This window comes from Mangrovicoccus ximenensis (assembly GCF_003056725.1).
GTDB lineage: Bacteria > Pseudomonadota > Alphaproteobacteria > Rhodobacterales > Rhodobacteraceae > Mangrovicoccus > Mangrovicoccus ximenensis.
In genome coordinates this window covers 18154-36796 of the sequence record NZ_QBKZ01000012.1, presented here as the reverse complement: position 1 = coordinate 36796, position 18643 = coordinate 18154, and the positions used below count along the sequence as shown (strand labels likewise).

General features: G+C 69.2%; 14 protein-coding genes and 2 pseudogenes. 9 read left to right on the top strand and 7 right to left on the bottom strand.

Annotated elements, in window-relative coordinates; genetic code table 11:
* The first annotated feature begins 1203 nt into the window (after nucleotides 1–1203).
* The 4 genes from C7T91_RS13295 to C7T91_RS13280 are packed head-to-tail and all read left to right on the top strand — an operon-like array spanning nucleotide 1204 to nucleotide 5240.
* The gene (locus C7T91_RS13295) at nucleotides 1204–2619 is read left to right on the top strand and encodes a circularly permuted type 2 ATP-grasp protein (RefSeq protein WP_108259666.1); all 1416 of its coding nucleotides are present in this window, start codon (nucleotides 1204–1206) and stop codon (nucleotides 2617–2619) included.
* Nucleotides 2620–2629: 10 nt separating this feature from the next.
* Nucleotides 2630–3583 carry an alpha-E domain-containing protein gene (locus tag C7T91_RS13290; RefSeq protein ID WP_108259665.1) on the top strand — a complete coding sequence of 318 codons (954 nt, stop codon included), beginning with the start codon at nucleotides 2630–2632 and terminating at the stop codon, nucleotides 3581–3583.
* Between the two features lie 19 nt (nucleotides 3584–3602).
* Entirely contained in the window at nucleotides 3603–4466 is an 864-nt protein-coding gene (locus tag C7T91_RS13285; protein WP_108259664.1) for a transglutaminase family protein, read from the top strand.
* Between the two features lie 45 nt (nucleotides 4467–4511).
* Nucleotides 4512–5240, top strand: a complete 729-nt coding sequence (locus C7T91_RS13280; protein WP_108259663.1) for a proteasome-type protease — start codon at nucleotides 4512–4514, stop codon at nucleotides 5238–5240.
* A gap of 33 nt (nucleotides 5241–5273) precedes the next feature.
* Here C7T91_RS13280 and C7T91_RS35650 read toward each other — a convergent pair whose 3' ends face one another.
* Both C7T91_RS35650 and C7T91_RS37880 read right to left on the bottom strand, forming a co-directional pair.
* Nucleotides 5274–5462 carry a hypothetical protein gene (locus tag C7T91_RS35650; protein ID WP_108259662.1) on the bottom strand — a complete coding sequence of 63 codons (189 nt, stop codon included), beginning with the start codon at nucleotides 5460–5462 and terminating at the stop codon, nucleotides 5274–5276.
* Between the two features lie 27 nt (nucleotides 5463–5489).
* Nucleotides 5490–5564: pseudogene (locus C7T91_RS37880) on the bottom strand (hypothetical protein); the annotation flags it as partial.
* A gap of 59 nt (nucleotides 5565–5623) precedes the next feature.
* Here C7T91_RS37880 and C7T91_RS13270 point away from each other — a divergent pair.
* From C7T91_RS13270 to C7T91_RS13255, 4 genes are all read left to right on the top strand, one after another.
* Entirely contained in the window at nucleotides 5624–6169 is a 546-nt protein-coding gene (locus C7T91_RS13270) for a glycosyltransferase family 4 protein (protein WP_161555886.1), read from the top strand.
* A gap of 612 nt (nucleotides 6170–6781) precedes the next feature.
* Nucleotides 6782–7537, top strand: coding sequence for a class II glutamine amidotransferase domain-containing protein (locus C7T91_RS13265; RefSeq protein ID WP_236638221.1), 756 nt, complete (start codon nucleotides 6782–6784; stop codon nucleotides 7535–7537).
* Between the two features lie 117 nt (nucleotides 7538–7654).
* The gene (locus C7T91_RS13260; RefSeq protein ID WP_330848840.1) at nucleotides 7655–8893 is read left to right on the top strand and encodes a F0F1 ATP synthase subunit alpha; all 1239 of its coding nucleotides are present in this window, start codon (nucleotides 7655–7657) and stop codon (nucleotides 8891–8893) included.
* On the top strand, nucleotides 8811–13130 hold the full coding sequence (locus C7T91_RS13255) for a hypothetical protein (protein WP_330848842.1): 4320 nt from the start codon (nucleotides 8811–8813) through the stop codon (nucleotides 13128–13130). Before C7T91_RS13260 ends, C7T91_RS13255 begins: the two co-directional genes overlap by 83 nt.
* A 153-nt stretch (nucleotides 13131–13283) precedes the next feature.
* Here C7T91_RS13255 and C7T91_RS35640 read toward each other — a convergent pair.
* The 5 genes and pseudogenes from C7T91_RS35640 to C7T91_RS13230 all read right to left on the bottom strand — a co-directional run.
* Nucleotides 13284–13340, bottom strand: a pseudogene (locus C7T91_RS35640) (hypothetical protein); the annotation flags it as partial.
* 8 nt (nucleotides 13341–13348) lie between these two features.
* Nucleotides 13349–13537, bottom strand: a complete 189-nt coding sequence (locus C7T91_RS13245) for an IS66 family transposase zinc-finger binding domain-containing protein (protein WP_108259659.1) — start codon at nucleotides 13535–13537, stop codon at nucleotides 13349–13351.
* Nucleotides 13538–13841: 304 nt separating this feature from the next.
* A complete protein-coding gene (locus tag C7T91_RS13240; protein WP_108259658.1) occupies nucleotides 13842–14171 on the bottom strand; it encodes a hypothetical protein in 330 nt (109 codons plus the stop codon).
* A gap of 61 nt (nucleotides 14172–14232) precedes the next feature.
* Nucleotides 14233–15345 carry an ABC transporter substrate-binding protein gene (locus C7T91_RS13235; RefSeq protein ID WP_108259657.1) on the bottom strand — a complete coding sequence of 371 codons (1113 nt, stop codon included), beginning with the start codon at nucleotides 15343–15345 and terminating at the stop codon, nucleotides 14233–14235.
* Nucleotides 15346–15379: 34 nt separating this feature from the next.
* On the bottom strand, nucleotides 15380–15574 hold the full coding sequence (locus tag C7T91_RS13230; protein ID WP_108259656.1) for a hypothetical protein: 195 nt from the start codon (nucleotides 15572–15574) through the stop codon (nucleotides 15380–15382).
* A 341-nt stretch (nucleotides 15575–15915) separates the two neighbouring features.
* Between C7T91_RS13230 and ftsH the strand changes: the two genes are divergently transcribed.
* Nucleotides 15916–17835 carry an ATP-dependent zinc metalloprotease FtsH gene (ftsH, locus tag C7T91_RS13225; RefSeq protein WP_108259655.1) on the top strand — a complete coding sequence of 640 codons (1920 nt, stop codon included), beginning with the start codon at nucleotides 15916–15918 and terminating at the stop codon, nucleotides 17833–17835.
* The last annotated feature ends 808 nt before the right edge of the window (nucleotides 17836–18643 follow it).

Here is an 18643-nt window from a genome sequence, read left to right as displayed (position 1 = left end):
GGCAGCCGTTTGCCCGGCGGCGAAAGCTGCAAAGGGATCGCAAACCCGCCCGCAACGACGGATGCCGCCGGAAAACGGGAGACCGGTCATGGCCGGCATCCGCACCGCCCATGTCCAAGGGCCCGACGCCCGGCGGCGGCCGGGGCGCCGGATTTTCCGGACCGAGCCCAGCCCCCGGCTCCCGGACGGGTGCGGCATTCATCCTGCGGCCACCGCAGCGGTCATGCCGATCCTCGTCCGGGAGCCGGCAGCCGATTCCCCAATTGCGGCGGCGGCGGCTTGAGCCATCGTGACGTCGCTCCGTCGGATCGGGTCCGGGCGTCAACCGCCGCCATGCGCCGTGACCGGCCCCTCGTGCAGCGGACCAGCTCGGCCTCCGGAGACCCGGGGACACGCTCCATCGGTGCATCCCGCATCTTCGAAGGTTCCCCCGCGCCGGTCCATCAGCCGGCACGCCGCAGCTTGCACTCCAGGCCGTCCCCCGCCCCGAACATCGAGCCGCCGGGTCTCCGGAAGCCATCGGCAGCCCATCGGGCTGCGCGGCCCCAATGACGGATCGGGCCGGGAACACCGGTTCTGCAGTGCCATTCCCATCGTCGCGGCCGCGGCGGCGTGTCCGAGCCGCCAGTTCCCGAGCTGGGTCGGCATCTCGCCGGGCTGCCGCACGAGAGCGGCCGAGGTGGGGCCGGGTTCCGCAAGGCGCCTGACGGCCTGCTCCTCGCCCCCGGCCACATGCCTGGCCGAGATCGGCATGGCGGCGATCCTCCGGGCAATCGGCATTGGCAGGTCTGACCATTCCCCTGGCTCCGGGACTGGGAGTTGAACGCGTCCGCGGATCCTGCCGCGCGACGCGCCGGAGAGCGCGGCAAGCTGGGCGGCCGCGCGGGAATTCGCCGGATCGCGGGCCAGGATTTCCGCGCAGCGCAGCACCGTTTCCGCGGGGTCTGCCGCCTCGGGACCAGTGGTTGCGGGCCGCCGCTTCGCCTTTTCTCTTGCCTTGGGGGCCATGCGCAGCGTCTCCTTTCCGGGAGAAGCGTCTATCCCGGAATGGTTAATGTCACTTTTCCACGGGTCTTTCGCCGAAGGGGTCAGCATATGATTAAATTTTGGGCAACCGTTGGGATTTGGCGACATGAGGCAATCTCGCCGCTTTTCCTCTCCCGCCCCGCATGCCACGCATTGAGCGAGGGATAGAGGGTTCTGATGAGCACGACGTATTTCAACGAGATGTATGACGGGAGCCAGATCCGGCTGCCCTATGCCAATCTCGAATCCTGGCAGCGGGACATGCCGCAAGAGCTGCGCAACCTCAAACAGGCCGAGGCCGAGGCGCTGTTCCGCAGGATCGGGATCACCTTTGCGGTCTATGGCGAGGGCGGAGATCCGGACCGGCTGATCCCGTTCGACATGTTTCCGCGGGTCTTCACCCACAATGAATGGGCGCGGCTGGAGCGCGGCATCAAGCAGCGGGCGCGGGCGCTGAACGCCTTCCTCTGCGATGTCTACAACCGCGGCGAAATCGTCCGCGCGGGCAAGATTCCGGCACGGCTGGTCTACCAGAACGAAGCCTTCGAGAAGGCGGTCTGCGGGATCAAGCCGTCGAAGAACGTCTACAGCCACATCGTCGGCATCGACCTGGTGCGCACCGGCCCGGACGAGTTCTACGTGCTCGAGGACAACTGCCGCACGCCGTCGGGGGTCTCCTACATGCTGGAGAACCGCGAGATCATGATGCGGATGTTCCCGGACCTGTTCCGCGGCAACCGCATCGCCCCGGTGGAGCGCTATCCCGACCTGCTGCGCAAGACCTTGGCCTCGGTGGCGCCGCCGAAATGCGACAGCGACCCGACCGTGGTGATCCTGACGCCCGGCCATTTCAACTCGGCCTATTACGAGCACAGCTTCCTTGCCGACCTGATGGGCGTGGAACTGGTCGAGGGCGCCGACCTCTATGTCGAGGGCGATTTCTGCTGGATGCGCACCACGCAGGGTCCGAAGAAGGTGGACGTGATCTACCGCCGGATCGACGACGCCTTCCTCGATCCGCTGTGCTTCCGCCCCGATTCCATGCTGGGCATTCCGGGGCTGATGAATGTCTACCGCTCCGGCGGCGTGCAGATCTGCTCGGCCCCCGGCGCGGGCGTGGCCGACGACAAGGCGATCTACACCTTCGTGCCGGAAATGGTGCGGTTCTATCTCGGCGAGGAGCCGATCCTGCAGAACGTGCCGACCTGGCAATGCGCGATCCCCGAGGATTACGCCTATGTCATGGCCAATCTGGAGGAGCTGGTCATCAAGGAGGTGCACGGCTCGGGCGGCTACGGCATGCTGATCGGCCCGCGCGCCTCCAAGGGCGAGATCGAAGCCTTCGCCCACAAGATCCGCGAACGGCCCGAGAACTACATCGCCCAGCCGACGCTGGCGCTGTCGACCTGCCCGACCTTCGTGAACAACGGGGTGGCGCCGCGCCATGTCGACCTGCGCCCCTATTGCCTGGTCGGCGACACGATCGAGCTGGTGCCGGGCGGGCTGACCCGGGTGGCGCTGAAGGAAGGCTCTCTGGTGGTGAACTCGTCGCAGGGCGGCGGGGTCAAGGACACCTGGGTCCTGGCGGAGTGAGGAAAGACCAATGCTGAGCCGGACGGCTGAGAACCTTTACTGGATGGCCCGCTACCTCGAGCGCGCCGACACCATGGCGCGCCTTGTCGAGCTGGGCACGCGGATGCGGCTGATGCCTGACGCGGTGGACGGCTACCGCAACGAATGGGATTCGATTCTGCAGGCCTCGGGCACCGCCGACGGCTTCGGGCGCAAGTACAAGGACACGGTGGAGCGCAACCTCGTCTCCTACCTGTTCTTCGACCGCGAGAACCCGTCCTCGGTCTTCTCCTGCCTGCTGCAGGCGCGGGAGAATGCCCGGATCGTGCGGACCGCGCTGACCGCGCCGGTCTGGGATGCGCTGAACGGCGCCTATCAGGAGATGAAGGAATTCCAGCGGCTGCCGCGCAGCGACCTGGACATTTCCGAGATGACCGAATGGACCGCGCGCCAGACGGCGCTGGTGCAGGGCGCGATGTCCGCGACCATGCTGAGGAACGACGGCTACGACTTCCTCAATCTCGGCTACCATATCGAGCGCGCCGACAACACCGCGCGTCTGCTCGACGTGAAATACTACGTGCTGCTGCCGGATGCCGGCTATGTCGGCTCCGGGCTCGACAACTACCAGTGGACGGTGATCCTGCGCGCTATGCAGATGCACCGGGCCTTCCACTGGGCCTATGGCGGCGAGGCCACCGCAGCCAAGATCCTCGACATGCTGATCCTCAACCCGCAATGCCCGCGCTCGATCCTGTCCGCGGTGCAGGGGATCAACGACCATCTCGACCGGCTGGCGCGCGGCTACGGCCGCTCCACCGAGGCCCAGACCAAGGCGCGCAGCCTTCTCTCGGAGCTGCTGGAGACCCGCGTCACCGGCATTTTCGAGGAAGGCCTGCACGAATTCCTCGAGCGCTACATGCGCGAAATGGCGGCGCTGGGGAATGCGGTGCACAGCTGCTACCTGCGCGGCAGCGTGATGTGAGCGGAAAAAGGGACATTTCATGAAGTTGACCGTTTCGCACCGGATCGTCACCCGTTTCGACCCGCCGCGCCGCCGCCTGCTGCAGAGCTTGCGCACCTATCCCACCGATTGCGCCAGCCAGAAGGTGCTGAGCTGGGAGGTGACCGTTGCCGATGCCCTCGCGGGCGCCGAATTCACCGACGGGGCGGGCGACCGCACCGTGACCTTCTCCTCGCCGGGCGAGGTCGCCGAGGCGGTGATCGAGATCAAGGGCGAGGTGCAGACCTACGACACGCTGGGCGTGGTGCGCGACCTGAAGGAAAAGGTCGCGCCGGTGGCCTACCAGACCTCGACGCGGATGATCCGTCCCGATGCGGCGATCACGGCGCTGGCCGCCGAGGCGGTCGCCGGGGTGGACGAGGCAAAGGGGCTCGACCGGGCGCACAACCTCGCCCAGGCGGTGACCGGCGCTCTGGGCAGGAGCCGGGAGCCGAGACGCGAGCTGCTGACCGCCGCCGAGGCGCTGGAGGCCGGCAAGGGCGGTTCCGCGGAATACGCGCATCTGCTGATCGCCGCCGCCCAGTCGCTCGGCCTGCCGGCCCGCTTCGTCTATGGCTACTACATGCGCAACAGCGCCGAGTTCGAGGTCGAGATCGAGGCCGAGGCGCAGGTCGGCGCCACCGTCTCGACGCTCTGGTCGGCGCATGCCTGGGCCGAGATCTGGGTCGAGGGCATGGGCTGGGTCGGCTTCGATCCGATGGAGGAATGCTGCCCGGACGAGGCCTATGTCCGGCTCTGCTCGGGCCGCGACGGCCATGACGCGATGCCGGTGCGCGCGGTTGCACAGGGCATGGGGGCCGAGGCCCATGCCGTGGCACTGGACGTGGCGGGAACGGAACAGTAGAACGCCTCCGATCATGGGATCGGGATCACGATCTGCGGGGGTGACATGACTTACTGCGTGGGGCTGCTCCTGAAGGCGGGCATCGTCCTTCTGAGCGACACGAGAACCAATGCGGGGCTGGACAACATCGCCTGCTACCGCAAGAGCTTCACCTTCGAGGTGCCCGGGGAACGTGTCATTGCGATCCTGACCGCGGGCAGCCTGTCGGTGACCCAGACGGCGATCGCGCGGCTGCGCGAGGCGGCCGACAATCCGGAGGCGGATGAGAAGACCTCGATCCTGAAGGCGAATACCATGCTGGACGTGGCCGAGATGGTCGGGCAGGTCCTGTCGGACGTGCGCGCCGACATCACCGCCAAGCTCGAGCGGATGAGCCAGGCGACGGCCTCGGCCTCGATGATCGTCGCGGGACAGAGGAAGGGCGGCGAGATGCGGCTGTTCCTGGTCTACCCGGAAGGCAACTTCATCGAGGCGACCGAGGACACGCCGTTCCTGCAGATCGGCGAGCACAAGTACGGCAAGCCGATTCTCGACCGGGTGGTGACCACCGACACGCCGCTGGCCGATGCCAAGAAGGCGGTGCTGCTGAGCATGGATTCGACTCTGCGCTCGAACCTGTCGGTCGGCATGCCGCTCGATCTGATGGTGATCGAGGCGGATGCCTGCAAGGTCACCGAGAGCCGCCGCATCGAGGCGGAGGATCCGACCTTCCGCGAGATGAGCACGGCCTGGTCGAACGCGCTGCGCCAGGCCTTCACCGAAGTCGTGATCTGAGCCGGGCGGCCCGCCGCGGCGGGTTTCCGGCCGTCAGGCGATGAACAGCAGATGGTCGGCGATTTCCGCGAAATCGCCGATCCCCGCCAGCGTCACCGCATCTGCGCCGAATGCCAGCACCAGCCCGGCGCTGCCGCTGCCCGCGGCGGCCTCGACCCCTGCGGCGTCCGTTGCCAGGGAGGCATCGAAGCGCAGCCGGTCCCCGGCGGTGAAATCCAGCACCAGGTCCTGGCCGAAGCCGGCTTCGAAGATGAAGGTGTCCGGGCCCGCACCGCCCTTCAGCGTGTCGTCGCCCGCGCCGCCGATCAGCCGGTCGCCGCCTATGCCGCCGGGTCGAGGCGCCGCGCGGCCTGCAGCGGGTGCCGCGGCAGGGGCCGTTGCGGGTGGTCTGCGTCGGCAAGCTGCTGCAGCCGCGCAAGCTGCAGGACAAGCTGATCGAGGCGATGGCGCCGATGCTGCGCGACGGCCGTGCCGAGCTGACGCTGGTCGGCTCGATGATCGGCTCGGCCAAGGGCGCCGAAACCGCCTATCTCGAAGGGCTCAAGCAGCAGGCGGCGGAATTCGGACCGGCGGTGCGCTTCGCCGCCGATGTGCCCTATGCGGAAATGACGGGCGTCTATGCGGCGCAGGATGTCTGCGTCCTGGCCGCGCGCAAGGAACCGCTGGGTTTCGCTCCGGTCGAAGCGATGGCGCATGGCTGCGTGCCGGTCGTGTCGCGGCAATGCGGCTGTGCCTGCTATCTGACGCCGGGCGAAGACGGGTTCATCGTCAATGCCGGGGACGTTCCGGGGCTGGCGGCGGTTCTCGAGGATCTGGCCGCGGATCCGGCGATGGTGTCGCGGATGGGCGCGGCCGCGAGGGCAACGGCGGAGGGGCGCCTCGGAATGGCAACCTTCGTGCAGAGCGTCGAGCGGCTGATCGCGGGATAGGGCCTGCCCTCCGCTGGCGCGCCCGGGTTGCCCTGCTTCCGCAGAAACAGAGTCCGAACCGCCAGATGTCCCCGCTGCACTGCGCCGCCGGGGCAGGGAACAGCAAGCGGCGCATCCGCTCCCCCCTGAACTGCGGTTGGAAGCGTCGGGATTCGCGTTGAGATCCTGTTTGGCCGGGCCGCGGCGTGCCAGTCGCCATGCGGCGGCGCCCTGCCGCCGGGGCCGACACAGTGAACTTGACGTCACGGGCGATGAGCAGACCTGTCCGGGGGATTCCCGTGGCGCGGAGCAAGGGCGTCCGCAACGTCTGGCTGCCGGAGCTGAACCAAGAAGGCGCCGGGAGAATGCCGGACGGCAACCGGGTGCCCGCCGAGCTCGCCCGTGACTTCGGCGCCAGAGACTGCCTGATGCGGGAAAGGACGAGGGAAGAACGCAGGATCTGGACGTGATCGCCAAGCCGAAGCGCTGCGGGAACCGAGGGCGCGCCCGCCACCGGTCCGAGGGCCGCCGGAAACGGCCGCCCATGGCGGCTTCATCGCAAGCGCCCTGTAGCGCCAGCACGAGCCGCAGCGGATCGCCGTGCCAAAGGCGCGCCTCCGGCGTGACGTCCTGATGCAGGCGGAGAGCAGCGGAAACGAGCCGTCGAGGCGCCCCGGTCCGAGCCCGGCGGCGACTGACGCGGCGCTGGCCGCGGAGACCGGTGCCGAGGTGGAGATCGCCATCGCCGACACCCATGCGGTGCTGCGCCTGCCCGCCGAAGCCGAAGCCGCCGCCACGGCCTGGCTCGAGGCCCGCGGGCTGCGCCTGATGGGCGCGGGCAAGTCCATGGAAATCTACAAGGAAACCGGGCTGCCGAAGGATGTCGCGGCGCGGTTCGGGATCCGCGCCATGGGCGGCACCCATGGCATCGGCCATACCCGCATGGCCACCGAATCCGCCGTCACCACGCTCGGCGCGCATCCGTTCTCGACCGCCGCCGACCAGTGCCTGGTGCATAACGGCAGCCTGTCGAACCACAACCAGATGCGCCGCAAGCTGGCGAAGAAGGGCGTCTTCACCCGCACCGAGAACGACACCGAAGTCGGCGCCGCCTATATCTCGTCGCGGATCGCCGAGGGCGCGACGCTCGGCGAGGCGCTCGAAGGCACGCTCGCCGATCTCGACGGGTTCTTCACCTTCGTCACCGGCACGCGGACCGGCTTCGGCGTGGTGCGCGACCCGATCGCCTGCAAGCCCGCGGTGATGGCCGAGACCGCAGACTATGTCGCCTTCGCCTCGGAATACCGCGCCTTCGCCGACCTGCCCGGCATCGCCGATGCGCGGGTCTGGGAACCCGAACCCGCCACCGTCTATTTCTGGGAGCGCTGAGAATGACCGTTCTGGACATGGCGCAGCTGAGCCTGCGCGAGGTCAACCAAACCCTGCAGGAGGCCGCCGGATCGGGCCGCCCGGCCGCCTTCGAGATCGCCGCGCCGCGCGGCGCCCATGCGGTGGCCGCCGGGCTCGACGGCCGGGGCGATGATCCCGGCCGACCGTCCGGCGCCGGGGATCATCGAGCGCGACCTGGTCTCGGAGCCGCTGGAGACCGGGGTGCTGGTGGTCGACAGCCTCTTCGCCATCGGCCGCGGCCAGCGCGAGCTGATCGTCGGCGACCGGGCGACCGGCAAGACCTCGCTGGCCGTCGACGCGATCTGCAACCAGAAGGGCCGCGGCGTGATCTGCGTCTATGTCGCCGTCGGCCAGCGCACCAGCGCGGTGGAACGCGTGATCGCCGCGGTGCGCGCGCATGGCGATCCGGAGCAATGCATTTTCGTCGTCGGCGCCGCGGCAGCGGCGCCCGGGCTGCAATGGATCGCGCCCTTCGCGGGCATGGCGATGGCCGAGCATTTCCGCGACAGCGGCCGCGACGCGCTGATCGTGATCGACGACCTGACGCGCCATGCCGCCACCCATCGCGAGCTGGCGCTCCTGACCCGCGAGCCGCCGGGGCGCGAGGCCTATCCGGGCGATGTCTTCTACCTGCATGCGCGCCTGCTGGAACGCGCGGCGAAGCTCTCGCCGGAGCTCGGCGGCGGATCGCTGACGGCGCTGCCGATCGCCGAGACCGATGCCGGCAACCTCTCGGCCTATATCCCGACCAACCTGATTTCGATCACCGACGGGCAGATCGTGCTGTCGACGCATTTGTTTTCCGCGGGACAGCGGCCGGCCGTCGATGTCGGCCTGTCGGTCAGCCGGGTCGGCGGCAAGGCGCAGACACCGGCGCTGCGGGCGGTCTCGGGGCGGGTGCGGCTCGATTACGCGCAGTTCCAGGAGCTGGAGATGTTCACCCGCTTCGGCGGTCTGACCTCGCCCCGGGTGCGCGCGCAGATCGCCCGCGGCGAGCGGATCCGGGCGCTGCTGACCCAGCCTGGAACCCGAGGTCGCGCGCTATCTGGGCGATCTCGCGCCTGCCGCCTCGGCGGTGGCCGGGACGCTCGCGGAGGCGCGCGGCTCTGTCGCCCGCGCGGTGGAGGAACAGACCGCCGCGCTGACCCTGCAGACCGAGAAGCTCAAGGCGCTGGTCTCCGACGTGCCGGTCGGGCTGATCGTGGTCAGCCCGTCGCACCAGATCGTCTTCTACAACACGCCTGCGCGCGAAATGCTGGCCGGGACCGGCCGCCCGCGGCTCGGCCGCCCGGTCTTCGACCTCCTGCGCGAAGGGCCGATCCGCAAGACCTATGAACGGCTGCGCGCCACCGGCACCCATGACGACGATGCCGAGCTCCTGGTCGCCACCACCGGCTGCGCGCGGGCGCTGTCGGCGCATATCCGGCTGATCCGCAAGGATCTCGGCATGACCCATGACAGCCCCGGCTATGTCCTGACGCTGCGCGACGTGACCGCCGAGCTGTCGGCGCATCGCGACCGCGAACGGCTGCTGCATGATCTGGTCGAACGGCTGCGCCGTCCGGCCGGGCGGCTCAAGGCGCTGATCGAGGTGGAGACCGACCGCGCCGGCACCGGGCTGCCCGCAGATATCCGCCGCGGCGCGGTGGAGCTGACCGACGAGGTGCAGGCGGCGGTCGATGCCTATGACGCCAACTGGCGGAGCTGGTGGCCCTTGCGCGAGGTGCTCGACGGCGGCGCCGCGGTGGATGCGCAGGGCGCGGTGGCGGTCTCGGCGCTCGGCAATGCCGATTCCGCGGCCGAGGCCGACGGTTCGGCCACGACCGGCTCGGGGACCAGCATCGGCGCGGCGGTGGCGCTGAATTTCGGCACGGGCACGATCCTGGCCTCTCTGGGCGATGCCGATGTCACCGGCGACGGCGTGGCCGTGACCGCCGGCATGTTCGACAATGACGGCGATGACACGCATGAATTCGCGGCCAAGGCGAAATCCGGCGCCTCGGGCGGCGATCTGTCGATCGCCGGCTCCTTCGTGCTGAGCCTGCCGCGGGTGGAGACCCGCGCCTGGCTTTCGGATGACGCAACGGTCGCGTCCCGCGACGGCACGGCTGATGGCGACAGCGATATCGGCGCGGTCGAGATCAAGGCGGTCTCGGAGATCGAAAGCAAGGTCGAGGCGGTGGCCGAGCAGGAGGCCGGCGAGGCCTCCGAGGAAGAGGAAGGCGAAGAGGGCGGCGGCGACACGGTGGGCGTGGGCGCCTCGATTGCCGTGCATTACGCCGACATGGACACGATCGCCGAGATCCTCGGCGGCGCTTCCATCGGCAGCACCGGGGTGCCGGGCGCCGGTGACGTGACGGTCTCGGCCGAGTCGACGCATGAGATGGAGACCACGGTCGAAGGCGGCACCGAGGGCGGCACCGCCGTCGCGCCGGTGGTGGCTGTCGTGGTGGCCGAAAACGATGTCCACGCCCGGATTCCGTTCGGTGCCAACGCGCTGGAGATCGCGGGCGACCTGAGCGTCGAGGCGGAGCTGGAAGCCGCGACGGTCACGCTCGCCAAGGGCGCGGCCAAGGGCGAAAGCATCGGCGTGGGCGTCGCGATCGGCGTCAACGTGGTCTTCGACACGGTCGGCGCGCTGATCGCGCGCGACGTGGTCGCAGGCGGCGCTGTGGCGGTCTTGGCCACCGGCGTAACGCTGAGCCGCACCGATGCGCGCGCCTCCTCGGCGGGCGCCAAGAAGGAAGGCGACGAGGGCACCGGCGAGGGCGAGGAGGAGAACGCCCAGGCCCAGACCGACCAGCGCGTCGGCGAAGCCAATGACCGCTCGGGCCGCACCGGCACCGATGGCGAGGCAGCCTCGCCCGAGGCCTCGACCTCGTCGGGCAATGTCTCGGTGGCGGCAGCGATCGCGGTCAATATCGAGACCACCGAAGTGATCGCCACGCTGGCGGCGGTGGACGGAAATCCCGACCTGACGATCACCGCAGGCGGCGCGGTGAGCGTGAAGACCGCGGCCAATGCCGATGCGAACGCCTTTGCCGACGGCTCGGCGGTGACCTTCGATGACGGCACCGCCGTCGGCGCGGCGCTGGCGATCAATGTCTCGACGCTGAGGAACCTCGCGACACTCGACCGGGCCGAGGTCGAGGGCGACGGCGTGACCGTCGAGGCCGGGATGGCCGAGCGCGAGATCGGCTTCGAGGTGAGCGAGCTGAAGACCGTCGATGTCGAAGCCAACACGATTTTCGTCGGCTCGCCCGAGGACGCGTTCGAGGATGGCGAGACCGTCACCTACCAGAATGGCGGCAACCCCGACATCGAGGGTCTGACCCATGACGAGGAATACATCGTGCGGGTCGGCGAGAACGGGCTGATCCAGCTGGAGAAGGACGGCGATATCGTCGATTTCGACGATGACCAGGATCTGTCGGCCAAGGGCACCGGCCATGTGCTGGACCGGACCGACAAGGAGAATGTCACCTTCGATCCCGACGAGAGCCGGTTCGAGATCGATTTCGAGGAGCCGGGCGGGCTCGTGACCGGGGCGAAGGTCACCTATGACAAGGGCGACGGGTCGAACGATCCCTTCGCGCCGCTGGCCAGCGGCACGGATTATTTCGTGGTGGTCGAGGGCGACGGCAAGCTGGCGCTGGCCGAAACCCGCGAAAAGGCGCTGAACGGCGAGACGATCACCTTGGAGAATGTCGGGTCCGGCGACGGCCATGCGCTGAAGGAAAGCGACCATGCGACGGGCGCGGTGGCGCGCTCGGGCGCGGGCGGCGGCGATGTCGGCGTTGCCGGGTCGGTGGCGCTGAACTTCGCCTTCGACGACAGCTTCGCGACGATCGGCGATGCGGCCGCGATCACGGTGACGGGCACGGGGGCGAGCGCGGTGAATGCCGCGTCGACCAGCTATTCGATCGCCAAGGCGGTGCCGAAGACCGATACCGGCGGCAAGAGCCTCGGGCTCGGCCTGTCCTTCGGCATCAACATCCAGGACCGCGACGCCATCGCGACGCTTGCGGGCGGGGCGGAGGTCGCCGGGGCGGCGGATCTGTCGGTCACTGCGGCGGGCGACCACGCCACCGTGGCGCTGGCCCAGGCGGGGTCCGTCACCGAGGCCGAGGACGGCACCGTCGTGTCGGGCGCGCTGGCGCTTGCCGTGACGCTGAACGAGACCCGCGCGCTCGCCGAGGGCGGCGATGGCGGCGCGCTCGGGGTGGATGGCGATCTGGTGATCCGCGCGGTCCATGGCCAGGAGGCCTATCTGAAATCCGATGCCGACACCAAGGGCGGCAAGACCGGCGTCGGCATCGCGCTGTCGATGGGCTGGGTCGAGGACGACACCTCGGCTCTGCTGGCGCGCGACGTTTCGGTCACCGGTGACACGGCCGATGACGTGACCGTCGAGGCCGAGAGCACGATTGCCGCGCTGAGCTATGTCAGCGGCAGTTCGGAAGGCTCGAAGAACCAGGAAAGCGAGGGCGACGGCACCACGGCGGACGAACAGACCGCGGCCAATGCCGACCATGCCAGCAGCCAGTCGGGCGCGGACCTGTCGGATCCGCAGCCGGGCGCGGAGATTGCGGGCGCCAATGACGAGGCCGCCAGCCAGACCGGCAATCCGGGCGGCCAGGGCGGCACCGGCGAGGATGCCTCCACCCAGACCAGCGGCGGCAGCCTGCGCGTCGCAGGCGCGATCGGCGCCATGGTGATCAAGCCCGACGTCTCGGCCATGGTGGCCGATGGCGTGACGCTGCGCGCGACCGGCGCCATGTCGGTCAAGGCCGGGAGCCAGGCGGATTCCGCTATCGAGGCAACCGGGCTTGCGCTCGACACCTCGACCGGCAAGACCGGCGTCGCGGCGGCGGTCGGCGTCAATGTCGCGATCCTCGACACCACAGCGCTGATCGGCGCCGGGGCGGATGTCGAGACCGGATCGCTTGCCGTGAAGGCCGGGACGCCGGACGGCGAACAGAGCGATTTCAAGGTGCTGGCGTTGGCCGGCGCCGGGGTGAACCAGAAATCGAACAGCAGCCAGGAGGGCGACACCGACACCAATGGCGGGCTCGCCATCGCGGGCGCGGCCGGGGTCAATGTCGTGCTGGTGACGACCGAAGCCGGGATCGGCGCGGATGCCTCCGTCACGGCGGCCAGTGGCGATGCCACGGTCGCGGCGCAGGATGTCTACGGCCTGCAGAACATCGCGGGCGGCGGGGCGATCGCGCTCAACGGCGACAGCACCAGCGTCGGCGCGGCGATTGCCGTCAACGTGATGGAGTCCGACACCGCCTCCGGGATCGGCGCGGGCGCCACGGTCGAGGCCGCGGCAGGCAGCGTCGCGGTCACCGCGGATCTGGAAGTGAAGCCGCTGGAAATCGTCGCGCCTGTCCTGGGCGAGACCGGCATCGACGTCACCGCGCTGGCCGTGGGCGCTTCGGTCGGCGCGGGCGGCGGGTCCCGGTCCGGCCGTTTCCGGCACCGGCACCGGCGCGGTCGCGGTCTCCGGGACTTTCGCGGCCGCATTGCGGCCACGCTTCCCTGCGAACTCCAGGAACAGCTTGGATGAGCTTTTCAGGTGCTCCGCCAGCCGGTCGGCGACCGGTCCGAGATGGCGTTCGCAGGGGACCGTCGTGCCAGTGGCACGGCGAAGGCCCCGGAAAACGGCGGTGCCGACCCAGCCGGCCAGCGTGCTGCGGTCGATGGACAGGCCCCGGCGGGCGAAGATCCGGCTCTGGCGGTGCAACGGGAGGTGATCCGCGCACCTGCCGGCCGGCACATGGGCGATCAGCGCCTCGCTCGGCAGCCCGCCCTCGTCAGATGCGCGGGCGCCGGGGCCTGGATGGCGCCGCCGGTGCAGATCCGGCAGGCATGGCGGGGGCGGATCGTGACGATGACGCGGACCTGCGCCGGAACGATGTCGAGCCGCTCCGTCCGGTCCCCGCGGATCTTGTGGAGCTGCCATCGGAGCGCCATCGGTCCGGGCGACGATGGCAACCCCGCATCCGCAGGGGCAGTCGAGGCTGCCGGGCTCGATGGTCTCCTCTATCGGGGGCAGATTGGCCGGAAGGTTGCCGCGGTTGCGCTTCGCGGCGGAGCTCTTGCGGGGAGCGTTCCCGGGGGGGGGTGACTCCGCCGCCTTCTGCGCCCCGGCCCCGGCGACGGCCGTTTCGAGATCCTCGAAGGCCAGCTGGCGGCCGCCATTGTGCTCGGACCAATGGCGCATCAATGGCTTGCTCCCCGGAAAGCCTCTCGGACTTCTTCCCGTGGAGCGCCTGGTTCAGCTCGGCCCCTCTCGTGACATTGCTGCGCAATGCACTGCCGGGCAGCGGATCGGGTGCTCCCGGCGGCGGGCCGCCTCCTCGAGCTCGCCGACGCGCCGCATCAGCAGGGCGACGGCGGCGCGCTGCTCCCCGGGGATGGCGGACAGGTCGATCCCGGGGGCGCCGGTCCTGCTGGCCGCATGGCCCGGGATGCCCCGCTGCCAGCGCCGGAAGCCGTCGCGGGCGCGGGCGGCGGCGCGCGGCATCATTTCGCGCAGGAATGCCGCGCGGGCATCGAGGTCGAGGGGGGGCATGGGCCGGGCAGGCAGGGTGTCGGTATCGGTCAAGTGCGGTCCTTCGGGGTCAGGGCGCGGGCCGGAGCAAGGCCGACCCGCGCGCAAGCGGGGATTAATGGGTCAGCTGGCCCGAGCGCGCCAGCGCCCAGATGTCCTGCCAGTCCTGGCGGCTGGCCCAGTCATCGCCCGAGCTGGCGGCGTCATAGGTCAGGAAGCCGCCGAGATGCGCGGCCATGCCCGAAGGCTCGTCGGCGGGGATGGGGTTGTCGGGATTGGTCGAGATCTTGCCGTCGATCGCCTGCGGCGCCCAGCCTTCGGCGGTCAGCATGTAATGCACGAAGAGCTTGGCCGCGTTCGGGCTGTCGGTGCCTTCGGTGATCAGCATGGCCTTGGGATAGAGCAGCCCGACCATCGGCTGCATCGAGGCGCAGATCCCGAGCTTCATGCCGTTCTCGTTCTCGCGGTACTTGGCGGTGGACATGATGCCGAGGAAGGTGCCGGTGGTGTCGGGCGCCCCCACGGCCAGCGCGACGTCGCTGTCGGAATTGGTCAGCAGCGGCTGGTTGGCGGCCAGCGCGACGACGAAGGCCTCGGTGGCGCTGGCGAAGGCGGTCTCCAGCGGCCGGCCGAAATGCGCCTCGTAGGCGGCGGCGACCTCGGCGTCGTGATGCATGGCGAGCTGGTTGAACCAGTCGGTATACATCGCCTTGGCCAGCGGGTCGGGCATCGACACCCGGCCCTGCCATTCCGGTTCGGTCAGCGCCCAGATGTTGCCGACCGGGCAGCTCTCGTTCAGCGCCGTGTTGTAGGTCCAGACCACCGGCTCGTTCGAGACGATCAGCGGGGACTGCTGGCCGGGCGCGATCTTGCCGGCCATGTCGCCGGGCAGGTAGCTCGCGACATGCCCGGTCTCGATCAGCTGCGCGGTGGCGGCGGGCAGGTCGGAGATCAGCACCACGTCGGCCTGCACGTTCCGCGCCTGGGCCTCGCCCGCGACGATCTTGATCGTGGCGGCGGCCTTCGACTTGGTGCCGGTGGCTTCGAGCCCGTATTTCGCCGCGAAGGCGTCGGCCTGCTCGCGGATCTTGCCGGTCGAGTCGTAGACCGTCAGCGCGGGCTCGGATTTCGCCGCCGCGAGCAGCGCGGCCTCGTCGAAGCCTTCGGCCAGAACCGGGGCGGCCAGCGCCGAGGTCAGCATGAGCGCGGTCGTCAGGGTCGTTTTCATGTCGCGATCCTATCGGATTGGAAGGGAAGGGAGGTCAGACCGGCCCCGCGGCGGCGCGGGAGCGGAGAGGCGCATCCGCGGGGGATGCGGTCCGGTCCTGCGGACCGGGGAGCCTGCGGCCCTCCGCGCAGAACAGGTGCAGCGCGCCGGGACGGGCATGCAGGTACACGCCCTCGCCGGGCGGCGGGCTGCGCATCCAGCCCGAGCCGCAGGCGCTGCGCGGCGTCACGGCGGAGCTTCCCGGAGACTGGGCGGGCTGGAAAATCGAGGGCCCGGCGCAGCCGGGGCTATCTGTCGCGGCCCTGGGCGAGGCGGGCCTGGCACAATGTCCCGGCTGGCGTGATTCCGGCCTTCCCTGGCTGGCCGCGCAGGTCACCCCGGGGTTGTGGCGGGGCGCAAAACTGGTCGCCGCGCCAGCTCTCGAACGCACGGAATGGCGTGCGGTTCCCTGCCGCGACAGGGAAGCGTTCATCCGTTCGTTCTTATCTCATTGAAGATCACGCCTGCATGGCTATCTTAGGGGGGACGTGCCGGCCCCGCCTAGGCCGGCCCATAACTAGGAGAATTGCCTTGGGCAACGCGCGAAACATCGCCTTCTGGGTGGTCCTGTTTCTGCTGATCCTCGCTCTGTTCAACCTGTTCAGCGGCGGTCAGTCGACCATGTCCTCCAGATCCATCAGTTATTCCGAATTCGTGGAGTCCGTGGAAGCCGGCGAAGTCCACAGCGTGACCCTCGACGGCGAGAAGGCGCTGATCCGCGGCAATGACGGCAATGACTATGTCGCCATCATCCCGCAGGGCACCGACATCACCGACGAGCTGATCTCCCGCAATGTCGCCGTCACCGCACGGCCGCAGGAACAGTCCGGATTCACCACGCTCCTGATGACCTTCCTGCCGTTCCTGTTGCTGATCGGCGTCTGGATCTACTTCATGAACCGCATGCAGGGCGGCGGCCGCGGCGGAGCCATGGGCTTCGGCAAGAGCCGCGCCAAGCTCCTGACCGAGAAGCACGGCCGCGTGACCTTCGACGACGTCGCGGGCATCGACGAGGCCAAGGACGAGCTCGAGGAGATCGTCGAATTCCTGCGCAACCCGCAGAAATTCTCGCGCCTCGGCGGCAAGATCCCGAAAGGCGCGCTGCTGGTCGGCCCGCCCGGCACCGGCAAGACGCTTCTGGCACGCGCCATCGCAGGCGAGGCGGGCGTGCCGTTCTTCACCATCTCGGGCTCCGACTTCGTCGAGATGTTCGTCGGCGTCGGCGCAAGCCGGGTCCGCGACATGTTCGAGCAGGCCAAGAAGAATGCGCCCTGCATCGTCTTCATCGACGAGATCGACGCGGTGGGCCGGTCCCGCGGCGTCGGCTACGGCGGCGGCAATGACGAGCGCGAGCAGACGCTGAACCAGCTGCTGGTGGAAATGGACGGCTTCGAGGCCAACGAGGGCATCATCATCGTGGCGGCGACCAACCGTCCCGACGTGCTCGACCCGGCGCTGCTGCGCCCCGGCCGCTTCGACCGCCAGGTCCAGGTGCCGAACCCGGACATCAAGGGCCGCGAGAAGATCCTGTCGGTCCATGCCCGCAAGGTGCCGCTGGGGCCGGATGTCGACCTGCGCATCATCGCGCGCGGCACGCCGGGCTTCTCGGGCGCCGATCTGGCGAACCTGGTCAACGAATCCGCCCTGATGGCGGCACGCGTCGGACGCCGCTTCGTCACGATGGAAGACTTCGAGAACGCCAAGGACAAGGTGATGATGGGCTCCGAGCGGCGCTCCATGGTCATGTCCGAGGAAGAGAAGAAGCTGACCGCCTATCACGAGGCGGGCCATGCCGTGGTCGGCCTGAACGTCCCGCAGCATGATCCGATCCACAAGGCGACGATCATTCCGCGCGGCCGGGCGCTCGGCCTCGTCCTGTCGCTGCCGGAACGCGACCAGCTCAGCGTGACCTACACGAAGTACACCTCCAAGATCGCCATGGCGATGGGCGGCCGCGTGGCCGAGGAGCTGATCTTCGGCAAGGAGAACGTGACCTCCGGCGCGGCCTCGGACATCCAGCAGGTGACCAAGATCGCCCGCGCGATGGTCACCCAGTTCGGCTTTGCCGAAGAGCTGGGCTATGTCGATTACGCCAACGAGCAGCAGAGCTATCTGGGCAGCTATGGCGGCGGCAAGGACCACTCGGAAGAGACCCAGAACCGCATCGACTCGACCGTGCGCGCGCTGGTGGACGAAGGCTATGCCACCGCCAAGCGCATCCTGACCGAGAAGAACGAGGAGCTGCACCGCCTGGCGCAGGGCCTGCTGGAATACGAGACCCTGACCGGTTCCGAGATCACCAAGGTGATGAACGGCGAGCCGCTGAACCGCGGCGACGACGACGAGGACAGCACGCCCTCGGGCAACTCGCCCTCGGTCACGGCGATCCCGAAGACCAAGGGCCGCCCGAAAGCTTCCGACTCCGGCATGGAGCCCGAGCCGACGGCGTAAGCCTGCGGAACAGGAAAATGACAGGGGGCCGGTCCGCAGGGACCGGCCCTTTTCCTTTTCCGCCCCCCGCAGCGGCCTTGATGCGCCAAGCGACGGTTGGACGTTCGTGCCCCTTTCGCCGCTTGCGACACGCACGGACTGCGCTCCCGGGCCTTCCCAAGGCCGGGCAGCGGTTCATGAATGAGCGGCAAGCGCCACCGGTCCGGGCGCAGCTGCGCATGATGCGGTCATGGATTTCGGCGGTCTGGCAGTCTGGCGGTCGGGATCTCGTGACATTGTCCGCTTTCCGGTGAGCTTCCGGCGGTTCATCCGGGCTTCGACGCGATTTCGCGCGTGACTGCCCGCCCGCTTCTTCCGGAGCGTGCGGCCCGGAGGCCGGGTCGTCCGCAGGATCTGCCGGGCCGTAAGGCGTCCAGGCTCGGCCAATGCTGCGGATCGGGAGCGAGCATCCGTCATTCGCAAGCGGTTTTGGGGTCCGCAGCCTGCCGGCTTTCGCCAGCGCGCTGGCGGTGGGCAGGAGCGATTCTCCGTCGCGGCGACGCAGGAGGTCTGCTCCGCCAGCAGCGCGGCCTGCCGAATCCGCGAGAGGCGGCGGCGATGCAAACCCGTGCCGTCCAGCCCCGTGGCGCAGGCCTGGACCCTGCCTGTTGCCAGATCGGGGACACGCATGCCGATGGCCTTCCTCATGGCCGCGCCCTCCGCCCGGCCCTTGCGAAGGGACCCTCATGGCTTGCGGGATGCCGTCGGGTGGCGGCGTCTGCCGCATCAGTTTCCCTATGCTCCTCACCCGGAGAGGGTCCCGGGGCGT